Raw genomic sequence first — 18204 nt, 5'->3', positions numbered from 1 at the left:
CCCGGGCCGGGACGGACGTAACGGCTCACCGGCGGCCGGGGACGGCCGTTGGCCGCGGCGGCGTCCGGAGGACGACAGATCACGGAGCCTCACCGCACCGCCGCGCTGGCTCGTGCGGCGCGCCGGGTGGCGCGCTCGGCCCGGCGGGCCCAGCGCCGGGCAGCCAGCAGCCGGCGCGCCCGGGCGTGGGTGTCCGCCTGGATCTGCAGGTCACGCATGCGACTGCGCACCAGGTCGTGCTCGATCAGGTCCATCTCGGTTCCTCGCTGTACGAAGGCGTCGGACGCCTCGGGGTGGTGTGGGTGGGTGCTGGACCGGTCGGTCATGCGGCCTCTCCGACGCGGACCTTGCGGGGCCGGCCACGCGGCCGCTTGCGCGCGATCACGACGCCGTGGTCGAAGATCTCGCCGCCCCAGACTCCCCACGGCTCGCCGCGGTCGAGCGCGCCGGCCAGGCAGGCGCTGCGGATCGGGCACTGGGCGCACAGGGTCTTGGCGTGCTCCAGCTGGGCCGGGCTCTCGGCGAACCAGAGGTCGGGGTCCTGGACCCGGCACGGCACCGTCCGGCGGGCGGCTGCCTGCGGTCCGGCCGCCGGGAGCCCGCCCGTGGACACGTGCGTGCGGTCGAGCCCGGGACGGCGCGGGGACGCCGATCGCTCGATCGTGTGCTGCACGGCCGCTCCTCCTCTTCCTCAATCGTTTCGACCGGTCGACGGGGGCCCGCCGACCGGAGGTCGGGGTGGGTCCACGGCGGCGGACAAGACGAAGGCCGCGGATCCCGGTGTCCGGGTTCCGCGGCCTCGAGGAGGACCAGCTGAGCTGTTAGCTCAGTGGGGCTCTCGGGGGCTGGGCTCCCGGGGTGCTGCTGGCGGTGCGCTCGGCGTAGCCGCCCGTGGGAGCGGCATTGCCGGAGAAGTCGCTGGTGTGCTGCTGGGCGGCGGTACCGACGGAGCGCACGCGCGTGCCCGTCGGGGCCAGCTCCCAGGGCCGGACGACGAGGCCGGTCGCGTCACAGGACGGACCGGTTCCCTGGAACGGAGCGGCGGTGGGCGCCATCAGGACGGCCGCGGTGCGCGAGGACGGGCGCACGACAGCAGCCGGCATCGGGGCTGCGCCGACCGTGCCGGTGATGATCGTGTCGATGGTGGTCATGCGGATCCCTCCTCCCGGACTCGGGACCCGGCCTCTCGGCCGCGCCCCCTGCTGTCGTGTCGATCGTGCTGTCGTGCCGGTCGTGCCCGTGCAGACGTGCTCCTGGTCACTCCCAGGTGGTGTGCCCAGAGGCTAGGGGACGTCGCGGAGGCCGGTCAACGGAATTAGACGACGATCGCCGCAACCGGCCCGGCGCCGCCCGTAAGGCCAGCTCAGTCGGCCAGTTGGGCCAGCACGTCGGCGCCGTAGAGCTCCAGCTTGCGGGCGCCGATGCCCGGCAGCCCGGACAGCTCCCGCAGCGACGACGGCCGCGCCTCCGCGATCGCCTGGAGCGTGGCGTCGGTGAAGACCACGTAGGCGGGGACGGACGCCTCGGACGCGGTGCTGCTGCGCCAGGCACGGAGCCGCTCGAACCGCTCCCCCGCCTCCCCCTCGAGGACGACCTTGGGCCGCTTGGCGGGTCGGCGGGCGGCGGCGGAGTCGGGGGCGAGCCCGTCGAGGAAGCGGCTGCGTGGCCGCGAGCGCCGTCCCCCCGGGTTGCGGGCCAGCGACCAGGACAGCGTCAGCTGTTCCCGGGCACGGGTCACGGCGACGTACAGCAGTCGCCGTTCCTCCTCGACTGCCTCCGGCCGGCTCTGCGACTGGGCGATCGGGACCACCCCGTCGACCAGTCCGACCACGAAGACCGCGTCCCACTCCAGACCCTTGGCCGCGTGCATCGAGGCAAGGGTGACGCCCTGCACGGTGGGCGCGTGCTGGGCGGCGGCCCGCTCGGCCAGGTGCGCGACGAAGCCGCCGAGGTCCAGCGTCGGCTCCTCGGCGACCAGGTCGACGGCGAGGTCGACCAGCGCGGCCAATGACTGCCAGCGGTCACGTGCGGCTCCGCCCGCGGGCGGGCGGTGCTCGACCCAGCCGGTGGAGGCCAGCACGTCCCGGACGGTGGGGACCAGGGCACCGGGCTCGCTGCCCCCGGCCGCGGCGCCGCGGAGCAGCAGCACGGCCTCCCGGACCTCGGGCCGCTCGAAGAACCGCTCGCCGCCCTTGAGCACGTAGGGGACGCCGACGTCGGTGAGCGCGGCCTCGTAGACCTGGGACTGGGCGTTGATCCGGAAGAGCACCGCGATCTCGCTGGCCGGCAGGCCCCCGTCCACCAGTTCCCGGCAGGCCTTGGCGACGGCCGCCGCCTCGGCCGGCTCATCGGGGTGCTCGACGAACCGCGGTTCCACGCTGTCGCGCCGCTGCCCCAGCAGCCGGAGGCCGGGCAGCCCCTTGCGGGGCGGCGCCTGCCCGATGAGCTTGTTGGCCAGTCCGACGACCTGCGGCGTCGACCGGTAGTCACGCTCCAACTTGACCACCGCGGCGTCGGGATAACGGTCGGCGAAGCCCAGCAGGTAGTCGGGGTCGGCGCCGGTGAAGGAGTAGATGGTCTGGTTCGGGTCGCCGACGACGCACACCTCGGCGCGGCCGCCCAGCCAGGCGTCCAGCAGCCGCTGCTGCAGCGGGTTGACGTCCTGGTACTCGTCGACGACGAAGAAGCGGTACTGGCCGCGCACCTCGCGGGCCACATCACGGTGCTCCTCGAGGGCGTAGGCGGTGACCAGCAGCAGGTCCTCGAAGTCCAGCGTGCCGTCGCGCTGCTTGGCCGCCTCGTAGCTGCGGTAGACCTCGGCCACCGCCGCTGCCTCGAACGGGAGCTCGCGGCCGGCCTTCGCGGCCCGAGCGGGGTAGTCCTCCGGGGTGGCCAGGGTCGTCTTGGCCCATTCGATCTCGCTCGCCAGGTCGCGGAGGCTGGCGCGGTCGGTGGTCAGCCGGGCACGGGAGGCGGCGGCCGCGACGACGCGCAGCTTGTTCTCGATCAGCTCCGGCATCGGCCCGCCGAGGACCCGGGGCGCGAAGTACCGCAGCTGGCGCATGGCGGCGGCGTGGAAGGTCCGGGCCTGCACGCCGCCGACACCCAGCGCGGACAGCCGCCCGCGCAGCTCTCCGGCCGCCCGCGCCGTGAAGGTCACCGCCAGCACCTGCTCGGGGACGTACACCCCGGTGTGCACGCCGTAGGCGATGCGGTGGGTGATGGTGCGGGTCTTGCCGGTGCCGGCACCGGCCAGGATGCACACCGGCCCCTGCACCGCCGAGGCCGCGGCGCGCTGCTGCTCGTCCAGCCCGGCGAGCACCTGTTCGGCGGCGGTCGCGGCGTCGCCCTGCTGGTCCGGTCCCGGGTTCTGTGCGATCTGCGGCATCCCCACGGCACGATCCTCCCAGCCGCCGCGTGCCCGCCGCGGGAAGCATCCCCAGGCGCCCCGCGTTGCCTGCCCCGGCACCCCGCGTACTGGTCCACCGCCCCCGGGTGGCCCGCGCCGGTGACCGCGAGAGAGGATCCCCGTGATGAGCGCTCCAGGAACGGCCGTGACGATGTACACCACCAGCTGGTGCGGGTACTGCGTGCGGCTGAAGAAGATGATGCAGGGCGAGGGCATCGAGTTCGCCGAGATCAACATCGAGACCGACGAGGGCGCGGCCGACCTGGTCATGCAGGCCAACGGTGGCAACCGCACGGTTCCCACGCTGGTGTTCGCCGACGGAACCGCCCTCACCAACCCCAGCATCGAGCAGGTGAAGGCCCGGCTCGCCGAGCTCCCCGGCGCGTGATCCCCGGCCCGCGGCCCGCGACGGGTGATGATCGCCCGGAGGGGGACTGCGGGGGCGCTCCCACCGAGGAACCGTCAGCGCGGGGAAGGGGTGCGATGACCGCACACTGCACGTCGGCCCCCGCCGGCGTCCCGGTCCAGGCGGCGTTGCCGGAGGACGTCGTCCGCACGCCGACCGGAGCTCCCGCGGTACTGCTGGTCCGCACCTCGCGGGGGTGGTCGGTGCTCAGCGCCTCTCCGGCGGCCGCGGAGCCCCTCACCGAGGTGCACGAGCCGCTGCCCCTGGTGGAGGCCATGTCGCTGGCGGACCTGGTGTCCGAGGAGTCCGGCGCCACTCCCGAACCGGGCCGCCCCGCCCGGCTGGCGGCCCGCGGCGCCGGTGGAACCGTCGCACCGGCCGAGGCCGTCGACCCGCGGGACGCCGAGCTGGCGTCGCTGCGCCGCACGGTGGGCCAGCTGGAACACGCGCTGGCCGCGCGGGTGTCCATCGAGCGCGCCATCGGCGTGCTCGCCGAACGGCACGGCACGTGCCCCCGCGAGGCGTTCGAGGAACTGCGCCGCCGTGCCCGCGCCCAGGGCCGTCCGGCCCAGGAGCTCGCCCGCGAGGTGCTCGACGGGGTGCCCGCCCTCGGCGCGTTGCCCGACCAGCGCACCGCCGGCGACGACCTTCCGGCGCCGGTCACTCCCGAGCATCCCGCCGCCCCGCGCGCGCCGACGGCCCGCCGGGTGTCCCGCGGCCGGGCGCGGCAGGCGGTGACCCCCGGCTCCGAGGCCGAGGGCCTCTCCTGACGGCCCCGGTCCCGCTCAGCCCGGCCGCCCTCACCGAGCGGCTGGCCGACTTGCTCGCCGGCCTGGCGCCCGAGCCCGGCGCCGCCGTCCTCCGGGTCGCCGTCGACGGTCCGGAGCTCACCGGGCCACCCGGGAAACCCGGCCTCCCCGGACCGCGCGCGCTGGCCGACCGGCTGGCCCAGCTGCTGCCGGCCCGCAGCAGACCCGTGGCCGTCGTCCCGGCCGAGGGCTTCTACCGTCCGGCGTCCGTGCGCCTGGAACACGGCCGCACCGACCCCGATGCCCGCTACACCGACTGGCTGGACGCCGGTGCGCTGGCTCGCGAGGTCCTCGACCGGACCGGCCCCGGCGGCCCGGGTGAGTACCTGCCGGCGCTGTGGGACCTCGAACGCGACCGCGCCGCCCGGGCGGACTACCGGACCGCGCCGGTGGGCGGTGTCCTGCTGGTCCCCGGCTCGCTCCTGCAGGGCCTGGGCCTCGCCGTCGACGTCGTCGTGCACCTGCGGGTGAGCCCGGCGGCCCGCCGGCGCCGGATCCCGGCGGACCGGGCCTGGGAGCTGCCGGCCTTCGACCGCTACGACGACGAGGTCGATCCGGGTGCGCTCGCCGACGCGGTGGTGCTCGCCGACCACCCGGACCGCCCGGCCCTCGTGCTCCAGGGCCGCTGGGCTGCCGGCTGAGTCGTATCGGTCCGCCGTTCGGCGAGCTTCAGGGGCCCGCGCCGAGCTAGCGAGGCGTGGGGGGAAGCTCGTCCTTCAACCAGCGGTCGACGATGTGCCGGGCGATGGAGACCACCGGGGGCAGCGCCTGGGGGCCGTTGCCCGAGCGCAGCTCGTCGCGGGTGAACCAGCGGGCCTCCTCGATCTCGTCGTGGTCGATCCGCAGCTCCTCGTCCACGGCTCGGGCGACGAAGCCGAGCATCAGCGACTGCGGGAACGGCCAGGGCTGGCTGGCGACGTAGCGGACGTCGGTGACCCGGATGCCGACCTCCTCGGCCACCTCGCGGGCCACGGCGCCCTCCGCGGACTCGCCCGGCTCGACGAAACCGGCCAGGATCGAGAAGCGGCCGGGCGGCCACACGGCCTGGCGACCCAGCACGCACCGGTCGCCGCCGTCGTGGACCAGCATGATCACTGCGGGGTCGGTACGCGGGAACACCTCGATACCGGTCTCGGGGTCGCGCTGCACCCAGCCGGCCCGCTCGATGGTGGTCGCGGCTCCTGACAGGGGGCTGAACCGGTTGCGTTCGTGCCACTCGACGATGCCGACGGCCTGGGCGAGCAGCCCGGCGTCCAGATCGCCCAGGTCGGCGCCCACCTCGCGCAGTCCGGCCCACTGGTCGACCGGGCGGCCGTTGACCGTCAGTGCCCGCTCGCCGCGGACCGCGGCGTAGACCACGCCGTCGGCCTCCCCCAGGTAGATCCCGCCGGTGGGCATCTCGCGGCGCTCGTCGTAGACCAGCGCGGGGCCCGCGGAGCCCTCGTGCACGGGCACGGTGCGCCGTTCGTCGACGGTCAGGACCCGCACCGGCCGGCCCTGCGCCGGATCGGTCAGCGCGCGGGCCAGGTGGCCCCGATCGTGCGCGGCCCGGGACAGCAGCGGCAGGGCGGTCGGCGTGGACGTCGCGGTGGTCGGCCACTCCGCCGTCGTGACCGGAGCCGGCCGGTCCGCCGGCGGCGGGTTGTCGGCCGGGGTGCTGCCGCCGGCCGGGACGTCGTCGGCGGGGCCGGCGGCCGGCAGGTCGGCGGTCAAGCCCCGGCCACCGGGGGCGGCGGGGCGGCGACGTCGACCGGGCCGAGGGCGCGCAGCGGCTCGGCGATCACCTCGGCGTCCCCGACCACGACCGCGGTCAGTCCGGCCGGGTGCAGCCACCGACGCGAGGCCTCGGCCACCGCGGCCACCTCCACCGTGGCCAGGGCGCGCTGGTGCTCGGCGAGCCACTCGGCCGACAGGCCGGCGCCGAACAGCGCGGACAGCGTGCTGGCCAGCCCCGAGTGGGTCGCCGTCCCGAGTGCCAGGGTGCCGAGCAGGTACCGCCGGGCGGACTCGAGCTCGGCCTCGGTCACCGGCAGAAGCGCCATCCGGCCGAGCTCGTACCAGGTCTCGAGGAACGCCGGTCCGGTCACCTCGGTGGCGACGTCGGCCTCCACGGTGAACGACGATCCGCCGACGAGGTGCTCGACGGAGCTGCGCGGGCTGTAGGTGTAGCCGCGCCGCTCTCGGATGTTCTCCACCAGGCGGGAGGAGAAGTAGCCGCCGAAGACCATGCTGGCCAGCCGGACGGCGGGCAGCTCGGGGTCGGTGCGGCCCGGGGCCGGCCCGCCCAGCCGGACGTTGGACTGCACCGCGCCGCGGCGGTCGACGACCTGGAGGCTCCCGGCGGCCGGCGTCGGCACCGGCGGGGCGGAGACGGCGGTGCCCGCCGCGGTCCAGCCGGCCAGCGCGCCGCCGACGACGTCGGCGGCCGCGGCCGGATCGATCTCACCCACCAGCACGAGGGTGCTGCCGGCAGGCAGCACCCGCTCGCGGTGCAGCTTGCGCAGGGCCGCCGGCGTGACGGCGCCGACCAGCTCGGCGGAGGGCAGCTGCTGGGCGTAGGGGTGGGCCCCGTAGCGCCGGGCGGCCAGTGCCGTGCGGGCCACCACCCCGGGCTGGGAGCGGGCGATCCGCAGCCGCTCGCCCACCCGATCGCGTTCGGCCGACACCTCCGCGGCGGCGTAGGCCGGGGAACCGAGCAGCTCGGCGAGCACCCCGAGCACCGGGCCCAGACCGGCGGGCAGCAGCGTCGTGGACAGCAGCAGCCGGTCGGGGTCGGCCGACACCGACAGCTCGGCACCGTGGGTCTGCAGCAGCTGCGCGAGCTCGAGCTGGTCGTGCGCGGCCGTGCCGAGCAGCAACGCGCCGGTGAGCACGGAAGCGCGGGCCACGTGGGCCGCTGCCGCCCGCGGGGTGGCGGCCGCGAACGGGACGCGCAGCCGCAGCTCGACCAGCGGCACGCCGGGCCGCGGGACCACGACCAGCCGCAGTCCGTTGGGCAGCGTGGTCTCGTGCACCTCGGGAACGGGCTGGGGCCTCGGCTTCCCCAGCGGCGGGATGAGCGGGGACGGGACGGCGGGGGCGCTCACGAGGTTCCTCCGGTCGCGCGCAGCTCGAGCACGGCGGCGGTGTCCGGGGACAGGCCACGGGCCGCCGTCTGCACCTGGTCGGGGGTGACCGCGGCCAGCCGGGCCGCCAGTTCCCCGGCCAGCTCGGCGCGGCCGTGCACCAGTTCGGCGGCGGCGAAGCCCAGGGTGCGGCCGAGCACCGAGTCGGCCTGCTGCAGCAGTTGCGCCTCCACGCGGGCCTGCACCCGGGCGAGCTCCGCGGCGGGGACGCCGTCGGTGGCCACCCGGTCGACCTCCTCGTGCACGGCGGCCAGCACGCGGTCGACGGGCACCTCGGCCGGGTGGTGCACCTGGCTGACCAGGAGCGTGGCGTCGCGGACGTCGAACGGGTCGCCGAACAGGCCCAGGTAGCTGCTCTGGGCGACGGCGAGCCGGTCGGTGTGCAGCAGCCGGCGCTCCAGCCGGGAGGCGTCGCCCTCGCTGAGCAGCTCGGTCAGCAGCACGGTGCCCAGGTAGGTGTCGAAATTCCGTACCGGGTCGGGAACCCGCCAGCCGATCGCCACGGCCGGGGCCGGGGCCAGTGCGTCCTCCACCACCCCGAACCGGCGGGTGGTCGGTGAGGGTTCGCTGGTGACCGGGACCGGCGGCGCGGGGCGGGCCTGCACGGCGCCGAACCACCGCCGCACGAGCCGCTCGGTCTCGGCCGGGTCGAGGTCGCCGCCGATGCACAGCACCGCGTTGGCGGGGGCGTAGTAGCGGTCGAAGAAATCGGCTGCGTCGTCGACCGTGGAGGACTCCAGGTCGACGAAGGACCCGTACCCGTCGTGGGTGTTGGCGAAGCTCTCGAACGCGATCGGCGGCAGCTGCAGCCAGGGGAAGGCGCCGTAGGGCCGGTTGAGCACGTTGACCCGGATCTCCTCCTTCACCACGTCGATCTGGTTGCGCAGGTTCTCCTCGGTGATCGCCGGGGCGGCCATCCGGTCGGCCTCGAGGAAGAGCGCGCGCTCCAGCGCCTCGGCGGGCAGCGCCTCGAAGTAGTTGGTGTAGTCCTGGTGGGTCGAGCCGTTGAAGGTGCCGCCGGCGGCCTGGACCAGCCGGGCGTGCTCCATCTTCGGCACGTTCGCCGAGCCCTGGAACATCATGTGCTCGAAGAGGTGGGCGAACCCGGTACGGCCCGGTGGCTCGGAGCGCATGCCGACGTCGTAGAAGACGCTGACGGCGACGACGGGGACGCTCCGGTCGGGTGCGAGAACGACGCGCAGGCCGTTGTCGAGCGTGAACCGCTCCACCGGATGCCGCAGGGTCAGATCGGCATCGACTGCTGTCACGGGAGCGACCCTATGACATCGCGATCCTCCGGGTCGTCACGCGGCCAGGAGCCGTACCCCGACCGCAGTGAGCCGTCTCCGCCCCTCCTCGTCACAACACTTCTACGTCGCCGAGCACCCGGTCGATGACCCCGTACAGCTCGGCGTGGGTGTTCGGGATCGAGATGTACAGCAACGCCGGCGCCGGACGGCCCACGTCGATGAGCAGCAGGGCGGCCCGCTCGCCGCTGGCGTCGTAGCCGGGGACGTCCCAGGAGAGGTCGAACTCCACGACCCAGGCGGCGGTGCCGTCGACGGGAAGCGCCTCGGACCGGCGGACCGTGCGCTCGTTGGGCGCCGGGTAGTAGTTGTTGCGAACGCTGTCGGCCAGCGTGGTGGCCGTCGTCTCCAGGCTGCCCGGGCCGGTCCAGCCGTAGCCCTCGACGACCGGACCCGAGGTGCACTGGGCGATGAACGGCCCGGGGCTGTCGGGCAGATCGTCCTGGGTGACGAAGTACTGCCCGGCCACGCTCGCCGTCTCGTACTGCGCGCTCAGGTCGAACTCGTACCAGCCATCGCCGAGGAACGGGTAGGAGATGCCGGCCGCCGGGTCGATGATCCGCACGGTGCCGGGTGGGAACATCGGTCCGGTCACCGGGGGCGGCAGCGCCACCGGACCGTCGTCGTCGATGTCGGGGCCGCCGCCGAGCACCGCGACGAGCACCAGGACGACGACCACCAGCAGGGCCAGCCCGCTGCCGCCGATGAGCAGCGCGGTGCGGCGGGAGCGCGGCGCCGGGACGGGTGCCTGCCAGGCGTCCCAGCCGCCCGCGGGTGGCGGCGGCCGGACCGGCGCCTCGAACGGGGGGCCGACGGCGACGCCGGGGCCGGCCGGGGTGGTCACGTCGGACCACGAGCCGCCGTCCCACCAGCGGACCAGCCCGGGCGCGCCATCGGGATCGGGGTACCAGCCGGGCGGCGCCGTCACCGGGCCACCCGACGGCGCCCAGCCGGCACCGGTCACTGCCCCGCCCCCCGGGCGCGCCGCCGGCGCAGCGCAGCGAGCCCCAGGGCGGCGAGTACGGCCGAGACCCCGCCGGCGAGCGCTCCCGGGCGGGGGCCGCGCCGGCCCGCGCCGGCCACGCCCCGGGCCGCGGGGTCGTCCGGGGGGCGGGCGACCTGCACGCCGGTGAGCGCCAGGCTGGCGCGCGCGGCGGCGGCCATCCCCCCGGCGGACGTCCAGCGCTGGTCGCGGTCGCCGGCCAGCCCGCGCCGGACCACGCCGTCGAGCTCGGGCGGCAACCCGGGCCGCAGCGACGAGGGCGCCGGCGCGCCGGAACCCGGACGCTCCCCGGTGAGCAGCTCGAACAGCAGGCCGGCCAGCGAGTACACGTCGGCGCGGCCGTCGACCGGCGTTCCGGCGGCGAGCTCGGGCGCCGGGTGGTCCGGCGGGCGCCCGACGACCGGGGCGACGCCGAGATCGGCCAGCCGAGCGGTGTCCTCCTTGCCCGCGGCAGGGCCCGCCGGGTCCGCGCCGGCCGGCCGCGCCACGAGCAGCACGCTGGAGGCGCCGACGTCCCGGTGCACCAGGCCGGCGGCGTGCACGGCGTCCAGGGCGCGGGCGATCTGCCCGACCAGGTCCACGGCGCGGGCGGGGTCCAGCGGGCCGGTGCGCGCGAGCACCGCCGCCAGGTGCTCGCCCGCGACCAGTTCCGCGGCGACGAACAGCCGGCCGTCGACGTCGCCGTACCGGTGGACCGGGACCAGGTGCGGCTCGCTCAGCCGGACGACGACGGGCATCTCCCGGAGGAACCGCTCCCGCCGGCCCGCCCGCGGGGCGAGCACCCGGAGGGCGACGTCCCGCCCGTGCCCGGGGTCGTGCGCCCGGACCAGCCGGTCGGTGTCGGCGCTGCCCAGCTCCGCCAGGAGCCGGTAGTTGCCGAACTCCCCGCTGCTGCCCACGTCGTCCGCCACGGGGTCAGCGCCGGAACGGAACGGTGGCCAGCTCGCGCCACAGGTGGGCGGCCGCCTCGGCTCCGCGGTGGAGCATCGGCAGCAGCACCCGCTCGTTCGGCGAGTGGATCCGGTCGGTGGGCAGCCCGGCGCCGAGGAACACCAGCGGGGCGCCCAGGATGCCGGCCAGGTCGGCCTCCGGTCCGCTGCCGCCCTCGCGGGTGAAGAGCACCTGGTCGGCGGTGGTGTCGAAGGCCTGGGCGATCGAGCGCAGCAGTGCGTCCATCGCCGGGGAGTCGAGGTCGCTGGCGCACGGCGCCACCCCGCCGGCGGGGACGTGCACCTCGGCGTCGATGCCCGCAGGGACGTTGGCCGCCACCCAGGCGCGGACCTGGTCGGCGAGGTCGGCGGGTGCCTGGTCGGCGACCAGCCGGAAGGTGATCTTGGCGTGCGCCTCGGCCGGGACGATGGTCTTGTGGCCGGGGCCGGTGTAGCCGCCCCACATGCCGTTGACCTCGGCGGTGGGCCGGGCGCCGACCCGCTCCAGGGTGCTGAAGCCGGCCTCGCCGGCGGTGGCCCGGGAGGCCGCCGGGCCGGCCAGCCAGGCCTGCTCGTCGAAGGGCACCCGGCCCATCAGGTCGCGCTCGCGATCGGTGAGCGGACGGACCTTGTCGTAGAAGCCGGGCAGGGTGACCCGGCCGTCGGCGTCGTGCAGACCGGCGATCAGGCCGGCCAGGGCGTGCAGCGGGTTGGGCACCGCGCCGCCGAAGGAGCCGGAGTGCAGGTCGACCGCCGGGCCGCGCAGGGTGATCTCGGCGTCGGCCAGGCCGCGCATGGCGGTGACCACGCTGGGCACGTCGGGGGCGGCCATGCCGGTGTCGCTGACCACGACGACGTCGCAGCGCAGCCGGTCGGCGTGCTCGCGGAGCAGGTCGGGGAAGTTCGGCGACCCGGACTCCTCCTCACCCTCGATGAGCAGCTTGACCGTGACCGCGGGGGTGTCCCGGCCGGTGGCGGCCAGGTGGGCGCGCATGCCGAGCAGGTGGAAGGCGACGTTGCCCTTGTCGTCGATGGCGCCGCGGGCGTGCAGCTCGGGGCCGTCGGGGCCCTCGACCCGGGTGGGCTCGAACGGTGGGTGCTCCCACAGCTCCAGCGGGTCGACCGGCTGGACGTCGTGGTGGCCGTAGACCAGCGCGACCGGGGCGCCGGCGTCGGCCGACGGCCACTCGGCGAAGACGGCCGGGGCGCCGGCGGTCGGCCAGATCTCGACCGTCGGGAAGCCGGTGCGGCGCAGCGCTTCGGCCAGCCACGCGGCACTCGCGGCGACGTTCCCGGCGTGGGCAGGGTCGGCCGAGATGGACGGGATCCGCAGCCACGCGTCGAGGTCGGCGTGCAGGTCGTCGAGGTGGGCGGTGACGTAGTCGCGTTCGGCGCTGTCCACGGCCCCGACGGTATCCGGCTAGGTTGCCGGGGTGGCCGTGGGCATGCAGCAGGTGGACGTCGGGGACCTCAGCTTCGACGTGCGGACCGACGGCCCGGAGGACGGCCCACCGGTGCTGCTGCTGCACGGCTTCCCGGAGACCTCGCTGAGCTGGTCGGCGGTCACGCCGCTGCTGGCCGCGGCCGGGCTGCGCACCTTCGCCCCCGATCAGCTGGGCTACTCCCCCGGCGCCCGGCCCGACGAGGTCGACGCCTATGCCCTGCCGAACCTCGTGCAGGTGACGGCGGACCTGATGACGGCGCTCGACGTCCCGGTGGCGCACGTGGTGGGTCACGACTGGGGTGCCAACGTGGCGTGGGGCCTGGCGGCCTGGCACCCCGACCGGGTGCGCACGCTGACCGCGGTGTCGGTGCCGCACCCGACCGCCTACACGATGGCCTACCGCGCGGACCCCGAGCAGAAGGAGCGGTCGGGCTACATCCGGCTGTTCTGGCAGGCCGGCAAGGCCGAGGAGGTGCTGCTCGCCGACGACGCCCGCCGGCTGCGGCGGATGCTCGACGCCCCGGGGGTGCCACCGGAGGCGGTGGACGGCTACGTCGCCCAGCTCTCCGCGCCGGGCGCGCTGACCGCGGCGCTGAACTGGTACCGGGCGATGCGGTCGGGCAGCCGGGTGGACCCGGTAGATGTGCCGACGACGTACGTGTGGAGCGACGGCGACGTGGCGGTCGGCCGGACGGCGGCCGAGGCGTGCGCCGACCAGGTCACCGGCGACTACCGGTTCGTGGAGCTGCCGGGCATCTCGCACTGGGTACCGGAACAGGCACCCGAGCAGCTGGCCCGCGCGGTGCTCGACCGGATCGCCTCGGCCGGGCCGCTCACGCCCTAGCCGAAAGATCTGCTACGGGTCTTGTCGCCCGATGCGCGCATCTTGTCTACTGTCCGTGACCCGAGCCACAGTCGTCGCGTGGGGCACCCCCAACAGTCACTGTCTCGGTCTGTTGATCGCCACGTAGCCGCGAGGACCGTCGGGCGTCACGAGTGCCTGGTCCGCGGCGCATCCCCACCGGCCGTGCTGCCCACCACGAGGAGACACGTGAAGTCATCGTTGCGCGCCTGCGTCATCGCCGGAGGACTGCTGCTGGCCGGTGTGACCCCGACCACCGCGCTGGCCGGACCACCCGACCACGGGCCGCCGGAGCGCCCGGTCAGCGTGTCCGCCCCCGAGTCGGCCTGCTCCGCCATGGCCGGCACGGTGATCAGGGCGAACAAGATCGGCACCCCTCAGATGCTCCGTGCCGACGCGACCGTGACATCGGCCGAATACTTCGCGGCGACCGAAGCGGAGCTGACCCCGGACGGCGCTCCGGTCGACAACGCCGGGGGCTCGACGGCGGTCGTCACCCCGGCGAAGCCGGCCTTCTGCCAGCTCGTGGGCACGATCGCCGCCGTCACCGAAGGCGCCCAGCCCATCGGCTTCCAGGTCAACCTGCCGACCGAGTGGAACGGCTCGTCGACCCAGTTCGGCGGTGGCGGCTTCAACGGTCGGTTGGTGGACTCCACCGGCTACCTGCCCATCGACACCAACGCCGGCGACTTCGCGACCCCGTTGCAGCAGGGGTACATGACGGTCAGTACCGACGCCGGTCACCTCATCACCGAGAGTCCGTACTACGACTCGACCGACCCGGTGGAGCGGGCTCACTCGACCTTCGACTTCGCCCTGAACGACGAGATGTTCCGCAATTTCGCGACGGACGCGTACAAGAAGGCGCACGATCTCGGCGAGCAGATCGCCAAGGCGTACTACGGGCACAAGCCGCGGACCCAGCTGTGGGTCGGTGGCTCCGAGGGTGGACGGGAAGGCCTGCTGATGGCCCAGCGCTTCCCGCGGGACATCGACGGCATCTTCGTCCGCAACCCGGTCATCGGCTGGACCGGGCTGTTCGCCAACTTCATCGAGACGCTGCAGGCCGTGGAGCGCGACGGGGCGGCCGGAGGCTTCACCGCCGCCGACATCGACCTGCTCGGTCGCACCTCCGCGCAGGCCTGCGACGCCCAGGACGGCATCGCCGACGCCGTTCTCAGTGACTACCTCGGCTGCCAGGAGCCGGTTCTGCAGGCAGTGCGTGACCTGCAGTGCGAGCAGGTCCCGGCGGAGCCGGGAACGTGCTTCACCGCCGACCAGATCGAGGTCATCGAGACGGTCTACACCCCCCTGGAGCTCGGCTTCACGCTGCCCAGCGGGATGGACACCTACCCCGGCTTCCTCTTCGGCGGGGAACCCTGGTCCCTGCACACCAAGATCGGGAACGATCCGTCGACGAGCTACGGCGACGAGGGCTACCCCAACTACGCCCTCTACGGGACCGGGGCCGGCAAGTTCGTCTTCGGTCAGGACGCCGACCTGGACGTCGTCGACGACTTCGACCGGCTGGAGTACCAGGACCGGATGGCCGAGGTGTCGGCGATGATGGACACCCTCGACCCGGACCTGAGCGCCTTCCACCGGCACGGCGGCAAGCTGATCGTCCTCGAGTGCAGCAACGACTACGCCCAGAGCGCGGCCATGGGGATGCAGTACTACGAGTCCGTCGTCGACACCATGGGCCAGGAGACCGTGGACGAGTTCATGCGGCTGTACGTCTCCCCGGGCACGGACCACGGTTGCGCCGGCTCCATCGACCCGGCCGTACTCACCGAGGACGGGATGACCCCGTACGGCGTGGACACCAGCTCCGGAACCGCCAACGGCGTTCCCCGCAACGTCGACTGGTTCGACATCCTGGAGGACTGGGTCTTCCACGGTGACGCGCCGGGCGCAGCCGTGATCGCCACCAGCAACTCTGCGGCGCCGCCGTTCGAGGTGCTGGCCGCCAAGCCGATCTGCGCGTACCCGCTGATCCCGCGCTACACCGGCGGGGATGCCGCACGGGCGACCAGCTACACCTGCCAGGTCTGAGCCGACTCGGTTCGCGAGCGCCCCGACCAGGCGCCGTCCTGGTCGGGGCGCTCGCGGAGCGCCGGTCTCGTATCGTCGGCCGGCATGCGGGCCCCGGCAGCGGTCGACTCGGGGCGCGGCTGGGTGATGGTCGCCGCCGCGTTCGCGGCGATGTTCACCTCGTTCGGGATCGCCTACTCCTTCGGCGCGTTCCTCGAGCCGATGGCGGAGGAGTTCGGGGCCAGCCTCGGCACCACGTCGGTGTTCTTCGCCCTCACCTCCCTGACGTACTTCGGTCTCGGTGCTCTCAGCGGCGTCGCGGTGGACCGGTACGGCCCGCGGCGGGTGCTGCTGGTCGGTGCGGTGGCCCTCGGCGCCGGGCTGACCGCGACCTCGCAGGCCGGCGAGCTGTGGATCGGACTGGTCACCTACGGGCTCGGGGTGGGCATCGGGGTCGCCTGCGCCTATGTCCCGATGGTCGCGGTCGTGAGCGGCTGGTTCGAGCGGCGGCGAACGCTCGCGATCGGAGTGGCGGTCACCGGCATCGGCCTCGGCACCCTCACCGTCGCGCCGCTGGCCGCGGCGCTGATCGGCGAGCTGGGCTGGCGCACCACCCACCTCCTGTTCGGCCTGGTCGGCGCCGCGGTGCTCGTCGTCTGTGCGCTGGTCGTCGCCCGGCCGCCGCTCCGGACCGGGCCGGCGGCGCTGACCCTGGGCGAGGCCGTGCGCAACCGCGACTACCGGCGGCTGTACCTGGCGATGGGGCTCATGGCCGTCGCGCTGTTCGTGCCGTTCGTGCATCTCCCGGGCTACGCCGAGGGTGTCGGGGTCGACGAGGTCGCCGCGGCGGCGCTGGTCGGCGTGATCGGCGCCGCGAGCATCGCCGGTCGGCTCGTGCTCGCCGCGCTCGCGGCTCGGGCCGGTCCGCTGCGTGCCTTCCAGGGGTGCATCCTGACCATGGGCGCGAGTTTCGCGCTGTGGGGCGTCGCCGATGGGTACGGCCTGCTGCTCGCCTTCGCCGTCGTGCTGGGTGTCGGCTACGGCGGTTTCGTCGCCATCGGTCCCGCCGTCGTCGCCGAGCGGTTCGGCACGACACGCCTCGGAGGCCTGCTGGGGGTGCTCTACACCAGTACCGGGATCGGCTCGGCGTTCGGTGCTCCCCTGGCGGGTGCGTCGGTCGACGCGTCGGGCTCCTACGGCCCCGCCATCGCCGGATGCCTGGCGCTCGGTCTCGCCGCGTACCTGACCGTGCTCACCGTCGGCCGCGGATGAGTGCCCCCTCTGCCGCCGCGGCCCGGTGCTCGGCGACGGCGCCGCGGCGGAGAGCGCGGGCGCCCAGCGCGCGGGCGGCGACAACAGGCAGGCCTTCGCCCGCCGTCTCGGAAGCTGTGCAGTTGTGCCAGCAGGTTCGACATGCAGTAAGCGGGACGACGCCCCGTCCGGATAGCAAGCAGCCGTCCCCGAAGCCGCCTGCGCGCGCGGCCGGGCTAGGCACGCAGCATGCTCCAGTCGACGTCGAGCCCTGCGTCGTGAAGTTCTCGCACCAGCCTGGTCTTCCAGCCACCCCCAGGGTCGATGGCGATGTAGTGGATCCCACCCGCATCGGAGGGCAACTCGACGTCCTCTTCGACCAGGACGGCAACCCGATCGCGCCCGAGCAGACCCCAGAAGTAGCCGAGTTCGAGGATGACATTTTGCCGCGCACGGGGCCTCATTTCGCCGCCGCGGAGACCACCCTCATCGTCACCCGTCAGCAGGATGATGGCGTAGCCAGCCGACGCCCCGTGTCGCTCGATCTGCTCAATGACGGTTCTCCCGCCAGTGACCTGCTCGTGCAGCACAACGGTCGTGCGCCCCGTTGTCCGCTCTACGAGCAGTTGGGTCTGGCTCTCTACTGCAGTGTTCCGGCCATGGACGACGAAGATGGATGCGGCCGCGTCGACTTCGGCGGCGACCCGCGTTGGTTGGGAAGTGCGGTTGTCCGGACTGGTGGTCGCCGAGGCCCTGGGCAGGCGGTACCTCTCTGCCGGGTCTGCGGGCCCCGCATAGATCGGTCGCCATGCGGTGGTGTGCTGCTTTGCAGAAGGTTCGAGCGCCACTGGATCGCCGTCGCCACCATCCTCAACGAAGTCGCGCGCGAGGTCGGCGACTGTTTGAGTAGGTAACCCGCCGACGATCTTGCTCAGCGTCCTTCGCTTTGACGCTGGGCTGAAGTCTCCCCAACCGGGAGGAAGTCGCTCAGCTCCAACAGACTGAAGCACCCCCCGTACTTCGAGGTAGTTCGATTGGAGCAGGGCTGCCACGAGTGCATCGGCGAGCCCGTCGTCGCTGCTTTCGGGAGGCACCTCCCGAGCTTACGGCCGCTCCGGAACGCCCCTCCTGCCACGAGACCCGTGTCGCGGACGTCGGGCGGCCGCTGGCACCGGAAGCCCGACCCGACTTTGATCATTTGCTTAGTGCGTGACTTCTGCCTGTGGTAGCGCATCGAGGATGGCCCGCTGAGCCGCGGGAACGGCGGGGTGGAACGTCTGGGTGGCGCCGTTGATCGCGACCGTGGCCGAGCGCAGTGGCCGCAGCTGGCGGATGACGTTGCCGATCGCCAGGCCGGTGCGGTTTTGGACCTCACGGGCCACGGCCAGGGCGGTGAACACGACGGTGAGGTGGGCCTCGATGGCGTCGCGGGTGTGGTGGAACATCGGCCTGGCCCGCAGATCGGTCTTGCTCATCCGGAACGATTGCTCGACCCGCCACAGGTCGTGGTAGCTGCCGATCACCTCGGTGGCGGGCATGAGGTTGGCGGGCATGTTGGTGACGTAGCCCTTCAGCCCGACCAGGCTCTGCGCTCTGGCCAGCGCCTTCTCATCCAGGGATCGGGC

The 18204-nt window shown here is 74.1% G+C and carries 18 protein-coding genes; 6 read left to right on the top strand and 12 right to left on the bottom strand.

What is annotated here, in order from left to right; translation table 11 throughout:
• Positions 1 to 89: 89 nt before the first annotated feature.
• From ACYVG5_RS15890 to ACYVG5_RS15875, 4 genes are all read right to left on the bottom strand, one after another.
• The gene (locus ACYVG5_RS15890) at positions 90 to 326 is read right to left on the bottom strand and encodes a hypothetical protein (RefSeq protein ID WP_222049205.1); all 237 of its coding nucleotides are present in this window, start codon (positions 324 to 326) and stop codon (positions 90 to 92) included.
• Positions 323 to 673: a WhiB family transcriptional regulator gene (locus ACYVG5_RS15885; protein WP_222049079.1), complete on the bottom strand. Its 351-nt coding sequence runs from the start codon at positions 671 to 673 to the stop codon at positions 323 to 325. The genes ACYVG5_RS15890 and ACYVG5_RS15885 overlap by 4 nt, the downstream gene beginning before the upstream one ends.
• Before the next feature lie 148 nt (positions 674 to 821).
• Positions 822 to 1151 (bottom strand): hypothetical protein, encoded by a 330-nt coding sequence (locus ACYVG5_RS15880; protein ID WP_222049078.1) that lies wholly within the window; start codon positions 1149 to 1151, stop codon positions 822 to 824.
• A 212-nt stretch (positions 1152 to 1363) separates the two neighbouring features.
• Complete coding sequence (locus tag ACYVG5_RS15875) at positions 1364 to 3388, bottom strand: ATP-dependent DNA helicase UvrD2 (protein ID WP_222049077.1); 2025 nt, start codon at positions 3386 to 3388, stop codon at positions 1364 to 1366.
• Between the two features lie 145 nt (positions 3389 to 3533).
• On the opposite strand from ACYVG5_RS15875, the gene ACYVG5_RS15870 reads away from it, so the two are divergent.
• From ACYVG5_RS15870 to ACYVG5_RS15860, 3 genes are all read left to right on the top strand, one after another.
• Positions 3534 to 3797, top strand: coding sequence for a mycoredoxin (locus ACYVG5_RS15870; RefSeq protein WP_222049076.1), 264 nt, complete (start codon positions 3534 to 3536; stop codon positions 3795 to 3797).
• A gap of 95 nt (positions 3798 to 3892) precedes the next feature.
• Entirely contained in the window at positions 3893 to 4585 is a 693-nt protein-coding gene (locus ACYVG5_RS15865; protein ID WP_222049075.1) for an ANTAR domain-containing protein, read from the top strand.
• A gap of 50 nt (positions 4586 to 4635) precedes the next feature.
• Positions 4636 to 5265: a nucleoside/nucleotide kinase family protein gene (locus ACYVG5_RS15860; protein ID WP_246630451.1), complete on the top strand. Its 630-nt coding sequence runs from the start codon at positions 4636 to 4638 to the stop codon at positions 5263 to 5265.
• A gap of 46 nt (positions 5266 to 5311) precedes the next feature.
• Here the strand turns inward: ACYVG5_RS15860 and nudC are convergent, their stop codons facing one another.
• The 6 genes from nudC to ACYVG5_RS15830 all read right to left on the bottom strand — a co-directional run bounded on the left by nudC (position 5312) and on the right by ACYVG5_RS15830 (position 12390).
• The gene (nudC, locus tag ACYVG5_RS15855) at positions 5312 to 6337 is read right to left on the bottom strand and encodes an NAD(+) diphosphatase (RefSeq protein WP_246630450.1); all 1026 of its coding nucleotides are present in this window, start codon (positions 6335 to 6337) and stop codon (positions 5312 to 5314) included.
• Positions 6334 to 7710, bottom strand: coding sequence for a M16 family metallopeptidase (locus ACYVG5_RS15850; protein ID WP_222049074.1), 1377 nt, complete (start codon positions 7708 to 7710; stop codon positions 6334 to 6336). Before ACYVG5_RS15850 ends, nudC begins: the two co-directional genes overlap by 4 nt.
• A complete protein-coding gene (locus ACYVG5_RS15845) occupies positions 7707 to 9017 on the bottom strand; it encodes a M16 family metallopeptidase (protein WP_222049073.1) in 1311 nt (436 codons plus the stop codon). The genes ACYVG5_RS15850 and ACYVG5_RS15845 overlap by 4 nt, the downstream gene beginning before the upstream one ends.
• 91 nt (positions 9018 to 9108) lie before the next feature.
• Positions 9109 to 9984: a DUF2510 domain-containing protein gene (locus ACYVG5_RS15840; protein WP_222049178.1), complete on the bottom strand. Its 876-nt coding sequence runs from the start codon at positions 9982 to 9984 to the stop codon at positions 9109 to 9111.
• A gap of 32 nt (positions 9985 to 10016) precedes the next feature.
• Entirely contained in the window at positions 10017 to 10970 is a 954-nt protein-coding gene (locus ACYVG5_RS15835) for a serine/threonine-protein kinase (RefSeq protein WP_222049072.1), read from the bottom strand.
• A gap of 4 nt (positions 10971 to 10974) precedes the next feature.
• The gene (locus ACYVG5_RS15830; RefSeq protein ID WP_222049071.1) at positions 10975 to 12390 is read right to left on the bottom strand and encodes a M20/M25/M40 family metallo-hydrolase; all 1416 of its coding nucleotides are present in this window, start codon (positions 12388 to 12390) and stop codon (positions 10975 to 10977) included.
• Between the two features lie 31 nt (positions 12391 to 12421).
• Between ACYVG5_RS15830 and ACYVG5_RS15825 the strand changes: the two genes are divergently transcribed.
• The 3 genes from ACYVG5_RS15825 (at position 12422) to ACYVG5_RS15815 (ending at position 16600) form a co-directional block, all read left to right on the top strand.
• Positions 12422 to 13276 carry an alpha/beta fold hydrolase gene (locus tag ACYVG5_RS15825; protein ID WP_460683330.1) on the top strand — a complete coding sequence of 285 codons (855 nt, stop codon included), beginning with the start codon at positions 12422 to 12424 and terminating at the stop codon, positions 13274 to 13276.
• 207 nt (positions 13277 to 13483) lie between these two features.
• The gene (locus tag ACYVG5_RS15820; RefSeq protein ID WP_222049070.1) at positions 13484 to 15349 is read left to right on the top strand and encodes a tannase/feruloyl esterase family alpha/beta hydrolase; all 1866 of its coding nucleotides are present in this window, start codon (positions 13484 to 13486) and stop codon (positions 15347 to 15349) included.
• Between the two features lie 84 nt (positions 15350 to 15433).
• A complete protein-coding gene (locus ACYVG5_RS15815; RefSeq protein ID WP_222049069.1) occupies positions 15434 to 16600 on the top strand; it encodes an MFS transporter in 1167 nt (388 codons plus the stop codon).
• A gap of 215 nt (positions 16601 to 16815) precedes the next feature.
• Here ACYVG5_RS15815 and ACYVG5_RS15810 read toward each other — a convergent pair whose 3' ends face one another.
• Both ACYVG5_RS15810 and ACYVG5_RS15805 read right to left on the bottom strand, forming a co-directional pair.
• Positions 16816 to 17673, bottom strand: coding sequence for a TIR domain-containing protein (locus ACYVG5_RS15810; RefSeq protein ID WP_222049068.1), 858 nt, complete (start codon positions 17671 to 17673; stop codon positions 16816 to 16818).
• 108 nt (positions 17674 to 17781) lie between these two features.
• Positions 17782 to 18204: IS1634 family transposase (locus tag ACYVG5_RS15805; protein ID WP_460683329.1), on the bottom strand; the 423-nt coding region annotated here is incomplete at its 5' end.

The sequence above is a fragment of the Modestobacter lapidis genome, assembly GCF_054780755.1.
This window is presented reverse-complemented; position numbering and strand designations above follow the sequence as displayed.

Bases quoted from the DNA above. Each gene is read 5' to 3' on its own strand.
- ACYVG5_RS15865 (WP_222049075.1), top strand. From the start codon at position 3,893: ATGACCGCACACTGCACGTCGGCCCCCGCCGGCGTCCCGGTCCAGGCG.
- ACYVG5_RS15890 (WP_222049205.1), bottom strand. From the start codon at position 326: ATGACCGACCGGTCCAGCACCCACCCACACCACCCCGAGGCGTCCGAC.
- ACYVG5_RS15870 (WP_222049076.1), top strand. From the start codon at position 3,534: ATGAGCGCTCCAGGAACGGCCGTGACGATGTACACCACCAGCTGGTGC.
- ACYVG5_RS15880 (WP_222049078.1), bottom strand. From the start codon at position 1,151: ATGACCACCATCGACACGATCATCACCGGCACGGTCGGCGCAGCCCCG.
- ACYVG5_RS15875 (WP_222049077.1), bottom strand. From the start codon at position 3,388: ATGCCGCAGATCGCACAGAACCCGGGACCGGACCAGCAGGGCGACGCC.
- ACYVG5_RS15815 (WP_222049069.1), top strand. From the start codon at position 15,434: ATGCGGGCCCCGGCAGCGGTCGACTCGGGGCGCGGCTGGGTGATGGTC.